This is a genomic window from Streptomyces sp. NPDC019443, from assembly GCF_044389785.1.
Classification (GTDB): domain Bacteria; phylum Actinomycetota; class Actinomycetes; order Streptomycetales; family Streptomycetaceae; genus Streptomyces.
On sequence record NZ_JBIRYJ010000005.1, the window covers coordinates 104,468 to 118,131 of the forward strand.

The following is a 13,664-nucleotide window of genomic DNA, read 5'->3' on the forward strand; positions in this document are numbered from 1 at the left end:
TAGCGTGTGGATGGACTACAGAGCGGAGTGTCCCCGATCCGAGGGGAAGCGGGACATGAGCGGAGCCGGCGACGCCACGGTGCTGGTCGTCGACGACCTCGAGGCCAATCGCTACGCCATGGGCGCGGTGCTGCGCCGGGCCGGTCACCGGGTGGTGACCACCGCGTGCGCCGGCGACGCACTGATCGAGCTCGACACGAGACTCAGGTCGGGTGCGTTGCCGGACGCCGCGCTGGTCGACATCGGCCTGCCCGACATGAACGGCTTCGAACTGTGCCGCCGGATCAAGGCCCATCCGGAGATCGCCGCGATGCCGGTGGTGCACTTCAGCGCCGCGGCGATCTCCCCGCGAGACCGCAGCCGCGGACTCGACGCGGGCGCGGACGCGTATCTGACGATCCCCGTCGAGCCGGAGGAGATCGAGGCGGTGATCAGGGCCGCCCTGCGCGGGGCCCGCTCCCGCCATGACGCAGAGGCGCAGGCCGACCGGCTGACCCGGCTCGCCGCCGCGACCACGGAACTGCACGGTGCGCACGGCCCGCAGGAACTGGCCGACCTGGCCGCGGCCGCCACCGCCCAGCTCACCGGCGGTCCGGCCGCGGCCTTCGTCTTCGGCGCGGAGGACACGCTGTACGCGGGCAGCCCCCGGCGGTACGACTGCCCGCCGGACGCCGAAGCGCGGGCGGCCGTGGCCGGTCTGCTGCGGCGGTGCATGGCCGGCCGTACGGGCGTACATCCGCTGATCGCGCCGCCGCCGCTGTGGCCGCCCGGGTTCTTCCGGCCCGAAGTCCCCGGCGGCGCGGCCCTGCTGCTCGCCGGCGACCGCCCCGACCAGCCGCCGATCTGTCTTGCCCACCCCGCGTACGCCCCCTGCGACCCGGACACCGCGTCGCTGCTCGGCCGGCTCGCCCATGACACCGCCCTCACCGCCCAGACCCTGCGCACCGCCGCCGAGGAACGCCATGTCGCGCTCACACTGCAACACAGCTTCCTGCCCCAGCAGCCGCCCACCCTGCCCGGCGCGGAACTCGCCCTGCGCTATGTGCCCGCCTCCCGCAACGCCGAGATCGGCGGCGACTTCTATGTCGCCCTGACCACGGCGGCCGGACTGCTGGTCGGCGTCGGCGACGTCGTCGGCCACTCCCTCGACGCGGCGACGGTCATGGTCGAACTGCGGCACGCCCTGCGCGCGTACGCCACCGACGAGAGCGACCCGGCCGCGCTGCTGCGCCGCCTCGACCGGATGCTCCAGCGCTACCACCCGGAGGCAACGGCCACGGTCTGCCTCGCCCTGATCGACCCGAGGACCGGCCGCACCCGGATCGCGAACGCAGGCCATATCCGCCCGCTGATCGTGACCGGCGACGGCAGCGCGGCCTACGCCCGCAGCTCCGGCCCGCTACTGGGTCTGGGCTTGGACCGTCCCTGCCCGTCCGAGGTCCAACTGGCCGAATCCGAGCGGCTGTTGATGGTCACCGACGGCCTGATCGAGACTCGCGGCACAGACCTCACGGTCTCCCTCGAACGTCTTTGCCGCACCGCAGCGCACGCACCGCCGGGCGTCTTGGCGCTCTGCGACACGCTGCTGGACTGCTTCGGCACCCGCGAGGACGATGTGGCCCTGCTGGCCCTTCAGCTGACGAGTCTGGAGCCGTCCCAGCGCTAGCGCTGAGCCGGCACCTTGGGCAGCGCGGGCGCCAGCGACATGAGCCGGCCGACCAGATCGCCGAACGGTCCCTCTGCCGGCTCGTCCGCCAGGATGCGCAGCAGGATGCCCGCCATCTCCTCGTCGTACGCCGCACTCACCGCGCACAGCGCCGCGAAGTCGTGCACCAGCTGCAACTCCAGCTCGCCGCGCGGAACCCGCCGCCCGTCCAGCCAGATCAGCGCGGTCGACTCGGCGAGCGACACCCAGGACCGTACGACCAACTCCAGCCGCGAAGGCGGCGTCTCGATCCCCAGATGGGCCAGGATCTGCTCGTACGCGGCCTGCCTGACCTCGTCGATCATCGCGTTCGTCGTTGTCGATCCAACGGCGGGACCGCCCCGCATCAGCGCCGAGAACCCCGGCCCGTGGTCGTCCACGAAGTCGAAGAACCGGCCCATGACCCGCAGCAGCCGCGCCCCGAGCGGACCCTCCGGCGGCTCCAGGAACCGCCCGGCCAGCTCGTCGGCGGCCCGCCGCAGCGCCGCCTCGTACAGGCTCTGCTTGCCGGGAAAGTAGTGGTAGACGAGCGGTCGCGAGATGCCCGCGGCCGCCGCTATCTCGTCGATCGACACCTCGTCGGGGGAGCGGTGGCTGAACAGCTCCAGCGCCACACCGATCAGCTGCTGTCTGCGCTCCTCGACGCCCATCCTGCGGCGTACCCCGGTCGTCATACGAACACCCTAACGGGCGTCGTCCACAGGTCCAGGATCAGCCGCCCGCCCCGGCAGCGGATGGCCGAGAGCGGCCTCGGGAGGGGCCACAGGAGCGGTTCAGTGCAGCGCGCCCACGCGACTGCCGTCCGCCAGACGGCCGTTCAGCTCCGCCCGCGCGCCCTCCCGAGCGGGTACCGCCAGCAGCTTGCCCTTCGCGCTGCCGTCGACCCCGCCCGATGTCGCGAGCGATGTGAACTGCCCGCTGCCCGCCGCGAGTACGTACCACCGTCCCGCCCGCGACTTCCAGAGCACGCCCGCCAGCACCTTCGGATCGCGCACCCCGCAGGCGGGCGAGTCCTCGGCCCGCGCCGCGATCGCGGCGGGGGCGCCGGCCTGCGCGGCCGGGGCCTGGAACTGTGCCATGACCCGGCTTCCGGTGCCCTGCCAGGTCTCCGCGCGGGTGCACAGCCAGTGAGCCGTGCCGTTCGAATCGGGCAGCGGCTGCTTCGCGTACTGCCACGAGTTGACGCTGCGCACACCGTGCGCCCGCACCCCGGGCAGCAGACAGGCCGTGCGGGCCCAGAAAGCGCGCTCCGCCTTGCCGGTGACGTCCCGCGGGGCGGACGGCGGGCCCGAGGTGAGCCGGGCGGGGGTCAGTTCACCGAGATCGGTCAGCAGCCGGTCGGCCGTGTCGTCGCGCAGCTCCAGAACGTCCCAGGCTTTGCAGTCGCGCGCCTGCGCCGGACTCGCCAGCGGGGCCGTGAGCCCGTCCTCGTCGCGGGACAGCGGCCGTGGCTCCGACGTCGGGTCGAGTAGGTTGCGTACGGCGGCCTTCCGTACCCAGGGCGCGGTCAGATAGCGGACATTGCCGTCGGTGCGGCCTGCCACCAGCGCGCCCGCCGAGGCGGCGTCGGCCCCGTCCGTACGCGCGAAGTCGAGCGCCACGCCGCCGGTGCCGCCCTTGGGCTCGGCGTATCGGACGACGCGCAGTCCGTCGTGCAGAAGCACCACACGCGCCTGGTCGACCTCGCCCGCGTACAGCAGCTGCGGCGGACCCATCGGCGGGCCGGGCGGTGTGCCGGGGGTCGCGGAGACCTGGACCGCGCTGCCGGGCCTGGCCCAGACGGCGAGCGCGCGGCGCAGCAGGGCATGGTCATCGGTGAGACCTCCGCGGGCCGGCCAGACGGAGAAGTCCGTACGGGACAAGTGCTGCCACGCCGTGGGGGAGACCCGCGTCAACCGGGCAGGATCCAGGGCGGATTCGGCGGCGGGATTACGGGCGTACGGCGGCGCGGCCGCACCGTCCGGACCCCAGCCGTCGCCCGGCAGCCCGAGCAGCGCGCCGCACACCGCGAGGGCCGCGGCCGCCACCAGTGCGGCCTTGACGTGCTGGCGGCGGCGCATCAGATCGGTGGGGCGCGCCTGCAGCGAACACGGGTCGAACTCCGGGGATTCGAGCAGCGCGACATCCCCCGCCGTGTCCATCCCGTCCGCCTCGGCGAGCGCCGCATGCGGGTCCGCCACCCCGGCGGCGGTGAGGGCGTGACGTACATCGGTGTCGGGCAGCTCCTCCAGACCGCGCAGTACATACGCCGCCCTGGCGGGCCCGGAGAGCGCGGAGAGCCGCTGGTCCAGAGCGAGTTCATCGGCGCCGCCGGAGCGCGGGAAGACCCGCAGGCCCCAGACGTGCGGCAGCAGCGGCGGCAGCTGGGCGCGCTTCGGCCAGGCCGCCCGCATCAGCGGAAGCCCGGCGTCCAGGGCCTGGCGCAGCACCCGCCCCCGTACATACGCGTACCCCGGGTCGGTGTCGCCCTGCGCGCGGCGGGAGGGCGGGATCGCGGCGTCCGCGGCTCCCGCGGGGGTGGTGCGGCCGCGCGGGAGCGAGCGCTGCACGAGGGCGTGCGCGGTCAGCACACGGCGGTTGCGCCCGAGGGACGGAGGCAGTACTAGATACGCCATCCGCACGAGCCGGGGGTAGTGCTCGACCAGGGCCGCCTCGGCCTGCTCGACCGAGACGGGGCCGGGGGCGGGAGCGGGGGCCGACGGGGCGGGTGTGGTGACGACATCCTGTGGGCGCACGTTCAGCAGAACGAGCGAATGGTCCTATGGTCACCGGCACACCCCGATCGGGGCAGCGGGCGGTGCCGTCGTCGACCGTGCCGCCGTCGACCGCGCCGCGTTCAGCCGGCCAGCCGCTCGTGGATGCGCTCGATCGCCGCCGCGGGGACGCCGAGCCCTTCGCACACGTACTTCTCCATCGTGCCGTAGCGGCCATCGACCTCGTCGAGCGCCGCGGCCAGATACTCCGGCACCACGCCGATGATCGCCAGGGCGGTCTCGGGGTCGCCGCCCTGCGCGATGTATCCCTCGACGAGCGGGGCGAAGGCCTGCCGTACCGCCGGGTTGACGGCCAGATACTCCGCCTCGACGGTCTCCGGCTCCGCACCGAGCAGGGTGAGGACGATCGTCGCGGCCCAGCCGGTGCGGTCCTTGCCCGCCGTGCAGTGGAAGAGCAGCGGGCCGGACTCGGGGTCGGCGACTTCATTGAGAAAGGCGCCGTAGGCGGCGCGTGCCGAGCCGGTGCTGACGAAGCCGCGGTAGGTGTCGGCGAACAGCGCGTGCGCCCGGCCGCCGCCCAACTCCCCCTCGGCGAGCACCGGATCGGCCAGCACCCGCTTGAGCTGCGCGGCGGCCGGCATCTTGCCGGACGCCACCTGGTCGGCGAGCACATCGGCGAGCAGCAGCCGCCCGCCCGGCGGGATGTGGTCCGGGCGGGCGAGGCGCTCGGCCGCGGTGCGGAAGTCGACGACCGTACGGATCCCGAGCGCGGCGACGACCGGATCTGCGGCGGGGTCGAGCCGGTCGAGCGACCCGGAGCGGAAGAGCAGACCGGATCGTACGGAACGGCCGCAGCGCAGCGGAGTGCCGCCGAGGCCGCGGAGGTTGGCGACGGTGGTGGCGGGGATCGCGGTCATGGCGGGCGGCTCCCTGACTCAGCACATCGATATCTGCTGGATCTACCGGAAAGATCCTTTTCTTACGGAACGGTAGTCGACGGCGGCGCCGCGATCGACCAACCGCTGAACCGCACCGTTCCCCGGGCCCCGCTGCCGCCGCTGGCGGCGCTCATGAAGAGCCCCACGTCCTGAGCGGCGGCGGCTCTCGGCACGGACACCGTGGCGATCGTGCGCCAGGTGGCGCCGTCGTCCGTCGAGCAGGTACCGGTGAAGGAGGTTCCCGCGTTGCGGGTGAGCCTCAGCAGTACCGGGGCCTTGACGCCGGTGATGCGCCTGTACGTGTCCAGGATGCCGTCGCCGTTCGTGTCGTACGACAGCACGATGCCCTGGCCGGGTGTCGCGGCCAGATTCAGGAAGCCGGCGGCGCCGGGAGTGGCAAGGCTGTTGCGTACGACGATGCCCGCCCGGGCCCAACTGCTGGTGTTCTCCTGGGAGTCCACCCGCAGGACGACGCTTGTTCCAGCAGTGAGCGCGCCCTCACGGTAGGCGGTGCCGAAGTGGGTGGTGCCCCGCCACAGGTCGTTGCCCGCGCCGTTGATCGCGAAGCGGTCGCCGAGCTGTCCGAAGACCGCCCTGTTGCTGGTGAACGTGCGCCACTCGGGATCGAGCGGCGACGCCATCCAGAGAGCGTCCTTGTGGGTCACGGTCACCCTCCCCCAGCCTTCGGCCGGGGGGACCCCCATCTCGCTCCGCTCCTCGCCGCGCGGGCCGTACTGTGTGCGCAGTTCGTACGGCATCGGGACCAGCGGCTCTGTGAGGGGTTCGGCCGGGGCCGTCACCCGCCAGCCGACCGCGCCGGTGCCGCCCGCCGGGACGCTCGTCAGGAACGGCTCGCCCTGTGGCTCGGCGGCAAGACCCGTCAGGGCGAAGTCGACGCGTCCGGTGGATCGCAGCCCGTTCAGATTGCGGAAGGCGGCCGTGGCGATCCCGATGCTGCCGGGCGTGAAGGCCGGCGGGTCCACGGTGACGTCGACGAAGCCCTGGTAGGGGGCGGTCGCGAGGGTGTCGTACACCCGCCGGGCCGTGCGGTACGCGTCACCCGTCGCCCGCACCGGATAGGCGCGCCGGTCCTTCGTCCAGGCCTCCTCCGCCGGATACCAGTCGAAGGACTTGGGCGCGCGGCCCTCGGCCATCGCGGCGGCCTGCTCGTCCAGATACGCCTCCCACTGCGGCACATGGACGTCGTTGATCAGCCCGTGCCAGTCGCGGTTGGCGTAGTTGCTGAGCTCGGCCGCCGCCGCCCGGTCCGCCCACGTGGTGATCAGCGCCCGGGCGGTGCGCTCCAGCTCCACCGCCTCTTCCGCGCTGGTGGCCAGCCGTTTGGCGTCCTCCAGCCAGGGGCCGAGAAGGAAGGCACGATGGCAGCCGGCCATCGTGTCGCTCAGCCGCATCAGCTTCAGCCACAGGGCGGTGAGGGCGCGGAAGGTGTCCACGTCCTTGCTCAGACAGGCGACGCGCAGCGGGAGCTGCAGCGTACGGGAGCGGTTGGCGAGGGCCTGGCGGGCCAGGTCGGTCACATCGTGGCGGTAGGCGTCACTGCCGCGCAGCGAAAGCCGTACACCGAGCAGCGCCGCGAACGCCTGGTCGAACGCAGCCGGGTCGAAGGCGGTGCCGATGGACGCGGTCAAGCTGGGGCGGCGGCAGAACAGCGAGTCGTACGGGCGGCCGTCGGTGCTGGTGAGCTTGTACGCGGTGGCGGCGAGCGCGGTGAAGGCGGTGCGCGCCGAGCTGTCCTCGCCGCCGTAGCGGAACTCGGCGTACTCGGCGAACCATGCCTCCCGGTCGATCCGCTCCTCGCGCCAGGCGAGCTCGCTGAACAGCTCCAGGGCGGCGGGGTCGCGCTCGGCGGCCTCCGGCATGTACGCGGTGCCGGCCAGCGCGCTGCCCGGCTTGTCGCGCCAGGCGGTGAACTTCTGAGTCCACCGGTCGGTGTTCGCCCCGAGGTACGTACGCCCGCCGAAGTTCGGGATGGTGCCGAACGCGTACGGAGCGCCGCCCCAAGACGCCTCGCGGTCGGTGACCGTGTCCAGGTCCGAGAGCCCGTCGACGATCAGCACCCGGTCGGTGTCGATCGCGTCGAGGAGCGCGGGCCGAGGGTTGGACTGCCAGCCGAGGATCACCCAGGTGGCCCCGGGGCGGGCGGTGTGCAGGGACGTCTCGACGGCGCGGGCGGCGTCCGCCACCGGGACGTCCCCGGCGGTGCCGCCCTCGTGCAGCAGGTCCATCTTGAAGTGGCCGACGTCGCCGAACAGTTCCGACTGGTGCCGGTAGAAGGCGGCGGCGACGTCGGCGAAGCTCTGGGTGCGGGGGTCCAGCCAGTCGGGGCGGCGCAGCCCGTTCCAGCTGCCCTGCGGGATGACGCGGGCGTCGCCGGGATTGCGGGCGACGAAGCCGTCCGGGACCGTGCCGAAGTAACCGGGCAGGACCGGGTGCATACCGAGTTCGCGCATCCGGTCGCAGATCCTTCTGCCGAGGCCGGTACGTCTGTCGATGAGCTCGGGGGAGAGGGGGCCGCCGTACTCGCTCATGTTCTGCAGCAGCCACCACGGCTGGTGGGATGGCGCGGGCAGCCAGGTGCGGGCCTCTGTGTCGGAGTATCCGAAGTCCATCAGGAGCCGGTGGTAGACCGCCTCCTGGCCGGGTGTCACCAGCACCTCGTTGCAGCCGTGCAGGGCGAGGACGTCGAGCAGCCGCTCCCAGCTGGCCCAGTCGGCGTACGGGGCGGTGTAGCCGTCGTGAGTGTCGTTGTACGCGAACCGGTGCGGGACGGTCGCCGACCGCTCGAGCGCTGTGCGGGGCGCGGGCAGCCGCCCCGGCAGGTCCAGCTGGCTCCCGGACCATGAGATGTGTGCCCGGCAGACGTACTTGAGGTACCAGTGCACTCCGGTGAGGAGTACGGCGGGACTGGTGCCCGCGACCTCGATACGGCCGGTCGAGCCGGTGACCCGGAAACGCTCGGGGCCCTCCAGCGCCCGGAGCCGGAACTGGCCGGCGTGCCGGGGCAGCAGCCGCAGCAGTGCGGCCTGTGCGGGGGCGGTGGCGAATCGGGCCGCGGGTGCGGCGGCCGCGGGGTTGTGTCCGGCCAATGCCGCTCCCACGCCGATCGCTCCCGCTGTGCCCAGCACCGTACGTCTCGACAGCTCGATCATCAGCGCTCCTCCGTGTTGCTCACGTGACAACAGGTGCGTGCGGAGCGCAGGTTATCGGGAGTTCCCTCGCGCAAAAGGTTGCTGACAGGGCACGATGGCTGGATGCGGACGAGTACGAACACGGGCGCGAGGCGGACGGCCCGCGCAGCACTGGCAGTTCTGGCGCTGACCCTTGCCACGGCCTGCGGATCGGGCGACGACGGCGACGGGCGTGGCGGAGACAAGGATCCCAAGCCTCCGAAGACGGCGACGGGCACCCTGGAGCAGCTGGCCGAGAAGGCGGAGTGCAAACCGAACATCCAGACGGATGCGGCCGAGCTGCGGCAGGCCAACTGCACGACCGGCGACGGCAAGTATGTGCTGGCCACCTTCGCCACCGACAGAGGGCAGCGCGAATGGATCAACGAGGCCAATGACTACGGCGGCTCGTATCTCGTCGGCCGCAAATGGGTCGCGGTCGGCGACGCGAAGGTGGTCACGGCGCTGCGCGGCCGGCTCGGTGGGAATGTGGAGACCGGCTCGCAGCACCACTCGGGGAGTAGTGGTGGCAGTGGGGGGAGCGAGCAGGACCACTCGGAACACCACGGGAGCTGACCGCGCAGGTATGGGGTGGGGGGCCGTGACAGCCGGATCGGCCCCCCGCTCAGGGGAGCCGATCCGGGTCGTGTCAGGGGATCAGTGCCAGCGGGTCACTGGCACTTCTGACCGGTGTTGATGCAGTCCACCACCTCGTTCATCAGGTCCTCGTCGAAGACGTTGATGAAGTCACCGTGGTCGGTGATCGGCTTGTGCAGCTGCTCCGGGAAGGAGTCGACCGCGAAGCCGGGACCCGGCGGGACGTCGTAAACGATCCGCTGGACCAGCTGCGGGATCGCCTGGAATCCATTGCCGCAGTTGCCGTTGTCGTCCGCGAAGGCAACATGGGTGCGGTGATTCGCACTGTCGGTGTTCTGGCCGTCCCAGCAGCTCTGGAACTTGAAGCTCCGTACCACCTGGCTGCCCTCGGGGCAGATCGGGTACTTGTCCTTCAGCTGCCGGTCCTCGAAACCGGTGCAGCTCCAGGAGGCATTGGCATTCGCGTCACCATTGGTGAATGCCTTGGCGTCACCGGTGATGATCCGCAGGAAGCGGGGCATTGCGGTGACCTTGCTGACCGGACTGCCGACGAAATTCAGCGTGACCTGGGACGGAGTCTGGATCTCTCCGACGTTCTTGTCATTGCCGCCGCCGTCGGCGTTGGCGTCGTTCTCGTCCTGCCCGTTCTGAAGTCGCAGGACAGGCCAGTAATACGTGGACTTGTCGCCCTGGTTCTGGCAGGTGGTGTCACCTCCTGCGAGATCGTCGTCGCTGGCGAACGCGTCATTGGCCTGATTGCCGACGTAATCGTGCATATGGTGCGCGCCGTTGGCCACACCTGGGGCGACGATGACATTGTCCGGGTTGAACTTTCCGTTCTCGTTCTTCCCGCATTCGGTGGTGAAGGTGCCTTTGGATCCGCCGCCCTGCTGCTGGGGCTGCTGGACGTTCGGCTCTACGGACTGGATGTCGACGAAGTCGGAGGCTTCGGGGCCGTTTCCGGCCTGCCCGCCCTGGTCATCGCCTTGACCGTCGTCCTGGCCGCCATCCTGGCCGCCATCCTGACCATTGTCCTGGCCGTCACCTTGACCGTCGTCCTGTCCGTCTCCCTGTCCGTCGCCGTTCTGTCCGTCGTCTTGTCCGTCGCCGCCGTTGTCACCTTCGCCGGCGTTGTCGCTGTCGTCGGCGCGCATGACGCAGGGGGCGAGGTCATCAAGCCCCTGCGGCTGCTGGCCGGCCCGGCCGATGGCGCCGGAAATACGGTCGATGCTCGCCGCCCGCTTGTCCTTCAGCGGATTCAGAATGGCGTTCTGGGCCAGTTGGGGATCCTGTTCGATCTGCTCCCTCTGTTCTGCGAACTTCTGGTACGCGTCGGTGATCTGGCTGTCCATCGTTGCCAGTTCCCGGTCGACTTCCGGACGCGCCTGTTCGGGCACGTCTGGCAAATCGTTCGCGACCTCGGGGCAGTCGATGGTGGAGGCCGTCTCTCCGGCGCCCTTTGTCTGATTCTGCGTCTGCTCGTTCTGCTGGCCGGACCAGGACCAGCCTTCGCCTGCGGAGGCATACGTATTGACCGCGACCAGTCCACCCCCGCCCAGGATCAATGCGGCCGAGGCGACTATCGCCCGGTTCGCCAGAGTCGAGCGTTTTCTGTTGCGTCCCATGGAACTCCTCTGCTTCGTTGCCGGGTGTGGGTTAGGGGGGTCCCGGCAGAGGGAGAAGCGCGACGTTCCCCGGCAGAGGGAGAAGCGCGACGTTCAATACGGCTGGGGCTCATGGGGTGTTCAGCCGCTGTTGGAATTCGTAGAAATCTCCATGAGTAAACCTGGTGCATTGCGCTGAAGTCGGACGGCGGTGGGGATGGCAGGATGGACGCCATGACCGAGATCCAGACCCCCCGACTCCTCCTGCGCCGCTGGCACGACGACGACCTCGTCCCCATGGCCGAGATCAACGCCGACCCGGAGGTCATGCAATGGATCGGTGACGGCTCGGTCCGCGACCTGGAGCAGACGGCGGAGGCCATCGAGCGCTGGGAGGATGAGTGGGACGAGGAGGGCTTCGGCCTCTTCGCCGTCGAACTGCTCGCCTCCGGCGAACTGGCCGGCTTCGTGGGCCTGTCCGTGCCGCACTTTCTGCCGGAGGTGCTGCCCGCCGTGGAGATCGGCTGGCGGCTCGGCCGGCCGTTCTGGGGTCAGGGGTACGCCTCCGAAGCCGCCCACGCCTCACTGGAGTTCGCGCTCCAGGACCGCGGCCTGGACCGGGTGATCAGCATCGCGCGACTCGGCAACGACGCGTCCGAGAACGTGATGCGCAAGCTGGGCATGGTGCTGGAGCACGAGACGACGCACCCGGAGTTCGGCTACCCGCTGCACGTCTACGCGATCGACCTCACGGAGTACCAGGCCTGACGCTGCCGCGGGTTGTCCACGGCTCTAACCGCGGTCCAGATACGCCAGCACCGCCAGCACCCGCCGGTTGTCGTCGTCCGACACCGGGAGCCCCAGCTTCCCGAAGATGTTCGAGGTGTGCTTGGCCACCGCCCGCTCCGTGACCACGAGCTGCCCGGCGATCGCCGCATTGGAACGGCCCTGCGCCATCAGCTCCATGACCTCCAGCTCACGCGGCGTCAGCCCGCCCATCGGCTTGTCCTGCGTCCGCCGCGACAGCAGCTGGGAGATCACCTGTGGATCCATCGCCGTACCGCCCGCTGCCACCCGCCGTACCGAGTCGATGAACTGCTCCGCGTCGAAGACCCGGTCCTTGAGGAGATAGCCCACCCCGCCGTTGCCGTCGGCCAGCAGCTCACGCGCGTACAACTGCTCCACATGCTGGGAGAGAACGAGCACCGGCAGCCTGGGCCTCGCCCGCCGCGCCGCCAGTGCGCACTGCAGGCCCTCGTCCGTGTGCGAAGGCGGAAGCCGGACGTCGACGACAGCGACGTCCGGCTCCAACTCCGCGAGCGCTTTGGTGAGTTCGGGACCGCTCTCCACGGCGGCCAGGATCTCGAAATCGTACGCCTCGAGCATGCGGACGAGGCCGTCGCGCAGCAGGAACAGATCTTCGGCTAGTACAACTCGCAAGGAATCTCCATGGTGACCATGGTGGGGCCGCCTGCGGGACTGCTGACGGCGAGTACGCCGTCGAATGTACCGAGCCGGCGTTCGATGCCGCTCAGGCCCGAGCCGGTACCGACGGCCGCGCTGCCCGTGCCGTTGTCCGTGACCGCGATACGCAGCGAGCCGTCCGAGTGCGACATGTCGACCCAGATCCGGTCGGCGCCCGAGTGCTTGACCGCGTTGGTGAGGGCCTCGCTGACCGCGAAGTACGCGGCCGACTCGACCGGAGCGTCGGCGCGGCGCGGCAGCTCCACGTCCACCTCGGTCTTCACCGGCAGCCGCAGCGCCAGCGCCTTGACCGCGTCGCCGAGCCCGCGCTCCGCCAGGACCGGCGGGTGGATGCCGCGGACCAGGTCGCGCAGTTCGGTCAGCGCCTCGGCAGAGGACTCGCGGGCCTTCGAGATGAGCTCCTTGGCCTGCGCCGGGTCCTTCTCCATGAGCGCCTCGACGGTGCCGAGGTTCATGCCCATGGCGACCAGCCGGGCCTGCGCCCCGTCGTGCAGATCCCGCTCGATACGCCGCAGTTCGGCCGCGGAGGTGTCCAGCGCGTCGTGCCGGGTCTCGGTGAGCCGGCCGATGCGCTGCTCCAGCTCCTCCTCGCGGTTCGGGGTGAGTACGGAGCCGGCCAGCCGGAAGTGGGTGCGCACCAGGAACGGGTTGCCGTACAGCGCGGCCTTTAGCCAGACGACTCCGAGCAGCGCGGCAAGACCGGCAGTGCCCCATCCGTCGACCGGTACGAAGGAATACCAGTACGTGCCGTCCGCCTCGACGATCGGCAGCCACAGACCGGCCAGGAGCAGCAGTCCGAAGATGCCGTCCAGAATCAGCGCCGGCGGGAGGATCGCCACGATCGCCCCCGCGCTCATGTCCACCAGCAGCCACTGCAGGTCCCGCCAGGTCGCCGGGTCCTTCAGCATCAGCGTGCAGCGCTCGACCTGCCCGGTGATGCCGGTGCGCAAGTCCCGGGGGAAGGGGCGGTACGGCACCGGGATCCGCACCGACGACCACTGGGCCGCCAGCAGCCGCCGCTGATTGACGTGGGCCCGCACCAGGGACAGTACGGCGGGAGTGGTGAACACACCCACGCCTATGGGGATCAGGGAGATGGAGACCACCGCCAGGACGAAGAGCGTGATCGACCCGATCAGCGCCATCAGAGCCAGCGCCAGACCTTGTGCGCCGGCCACCATCGCGTGACGTGACTTCGACGTATTCATTGGGGGTTCCCCTCGTTGCCCGGTCTCAGGCACAAGTGTGGCCGGACCGCTGCGCGGTGGCACTGGCCCCCGACACCGTGTGGGGGTGTACCTGGCACCACCCCGAAGACGCGGGGGCTCGACCCTGACCTGGGGCTCCGCCCCAGACCCCGCGCCTCAATCGCCGGCGGGGCTGGTATTCGGGGCTCCGCCCCGGACCCCGCGCCTCAATCCCCCCGGACGAAG

General features: G+C 70.9%; 10 protein-coding genes. 3 read left to right on the top strand and 7 right to left on the bottom strand.

Annotation, left to right across the window (positions count from 1 at the left end; all coding sequences use genetic code 11):
- The first annotated feature begins 55 nt into the window (after positions 1-55).
- Complete coding sequence (locus tag ACH492_RS17825) at positions 56-1,666, top strand: SpoIIE family protein phosphatase (RefSeq protein ID WP_398987556.1); 1,611 nt, start codon at positions 56-58, stop codon at positions 1,664-1,666.
- Here ACH492_RS17825 and ACH492_RS17830 read toward each other — a convergent pair.
- The 4 genes from ACH492_RS17830 to ACH492_RS17845 all read right to left on the bottom strand — a co-directional run bounded on the left by ACH492_RS17830 (position 1,663) and on the right by ACH492_RS17845 (position 8,527).
- Entirely contained in the window at positions 1,663-2,379 is a 717-nt protein-coding gene (locus tag ACH492_RS17830; RefSeq protein ID WP_398987558.1) for a TetR/AcrR family transcriptional regulator, read from the bottom strand. The genes ACH492_RS17825 and ACH492_RS17830 overlap by 4 nt on opposite strands.
- Positions 2,380-2,478: 99 nt before the next feature.
- Positions 2,479-4,440 carry a hypothetical protein gene (locus ACH492_RS17835; protein WP_398987560.1) on the bottom strand — a complete coding sequence of 654 codons (1,962 nt, stop codon included), beginning with the start codon at positions 4,438-4,440 and terminating at the stop codon, positions 2,479-2,481.
- 101 nt (positions 4,441-4,541) lie between these two features.
- Positions 4,542-5,336, bottom strand: a complete 795-nt coding sequence (locus ACH492_RS17840) for a tyrosine-protein phosphatase (protein WP_398987562.1) — start codon at positions 5,334-5,336, stop codon at positions 4,542-4,544.
- A gap of 62 nt (positions 5,337-5,398) precedes the next feature.
- Positions 5,399-8,527 carry an alpha-N-acetylglucosaminidase gene (locus ACH492_RS17845; RefSeq protein ID WP_398987564.1) on the bottom strand — a complete coding sequence of 1,043 codons (3,129 nt, stop codon included), beginning with the start codon at positions 8,525-8,527 and terminating at the stop codon, positions 5,399-5,401.
- Between the two features lie 102 nt (positions 8,528-8,629).
- On the opposite strand from ACH492_RS17845, the gene ACH492_RS17850 reads away from it, so the two are divergent.
- On the top strand, positions 8,630-9,121 hold the full coding sequence (locus ACH492_RS17850; RefSeq protein WP_398987566.1) for a hypothetical protein: 492 nt from the start codon (positions 8,630-8,632) through the stop codon (positions 9,119-9,121).
- Positions 9,122-9,216: 95 nt separating this feature from the next.
- On the opposite strand, the gene ACH492_RS17855 is transcribed toward ACH492_RS17850, so the two are convergent.
- Positions 9,217-10,767 carry a DUF1996 domain-containing protein gene (locus ACH492_RS17855; RefSeq protein WP_398987568.1) on the bottom strand — a complete coding sequence of 517 codons (1,551 nt, stop codon included), beginning with the start codon at positions 10,765-10,767 and terminating at the stop codon, positions 9,217-9,219.
- Positions 10,768-10,980: 213 nt separating this feature from the next.
- Between ACH492_RS17855 and ACH492_RS17860 the strand changes: the two genes are divergently transcribed.
- Entirely contained in the window at positions 10,981-11,514 is a 534-nt protein-coding gene (locus ACH492_RS17860; protein ID WP_398987570.1) for a GNAT family N-acetyltransferase, read from the top strand.
- Positions 11,515-11,538: 24 nt separating this feature from the next.
- On the opposite strand, the gene ACH492_RS17865 is transcribed toward ACH492_RS17860, so the two are convergent.
- Both ACH492_RS17865 and ACH492_RS17870 read right to left on the bottom strand, forming a co-directional pair.
- Positions 11,539-12,186 carry a response regulator transcription factor gene (locus ACH492_RS17865; RefSeq protein ID WP_398987572.1) on the bottom strand — a complete coding sequence of 216 codons (648 nt, stop codon included), beginning with the start codon at positions 12,184-12,186 and terminating at the stop codon, positions 11,539-11,541.
- Positions 12,171-13,439 carry a sensor histidine kinase gene (locus tag ACH492_RS17870; protein ID WP_398987574.1) on the bottom strand — a complete coding sequence of 423 codons (1,269 nt, stop codon included), beginning with the start codon at positions 13,437-13,439 and terminating at the stop codon, positions 12,171-12,173. Before ACH492_RS17870 ends, ACH492_RS17865 begins: the two co-directional genes overlap by 16 nt.
- Positions 13,440-13,664: the final 225 nt, after the last annotated feature.

Coding starts and splice junctions, on each gene's coding strand:
- ACH492_RS17870 (WP_398987574.1), bottom strand. CDS start 13,439: ATGAATACGTCGAAGTCACGTCACGCGATGGTGGCCGGCGCACAAGGT.
- ACH492_RS17825 (WP_398987556.1), top strand. CDS start 56: ATGAGCGGAGCCGGCGACGCCACGGTGCTGGTCGTCGACGACCTCGAG.
- ACH492_RS17840 (WP_398987562.1), bottom strand. CDS start 5,336: ATGACCGCGATCCCCGCCACCACCGTCGCCAACCTCCGCGGCCTCGGC.
- ACH492_RS17855 (WP_398987568.1), bottom strand. CDS start 10,767: ATGGGACGCAACAGAAAACGCTCGACTCTGGCGAACCGGGCGATAGTC.
- ACH492_RS17845 (WP_398987564.1), bottom strand. CDS start 8,527: ATGATCGAGCTGTCGAGACGTACGGTGCTGGGCACAGCGGGAGCGATC.
- ACH492_RS17830 (WP_398987558.1), bottom strand. CDS start 2,379: ATGACGACCGGGGTACGCCGCAGGATGGGCGTCGAGGAGCGCAGACAG.
- ACH492_RS17850 (WP_398987566.1), top strand. CDS start 8,630: ATGCGGACGAGTACGAACACGGGCGCGAGGCGGACGGCCCGCGCAGCA.
- ACH492_RS17860 (WP_398987570.1), top strand. CDS start 10,981: ATGACCGAGATCCAGACCCCCCGACTCCTCCTGCGCCGCTGGCACGAC.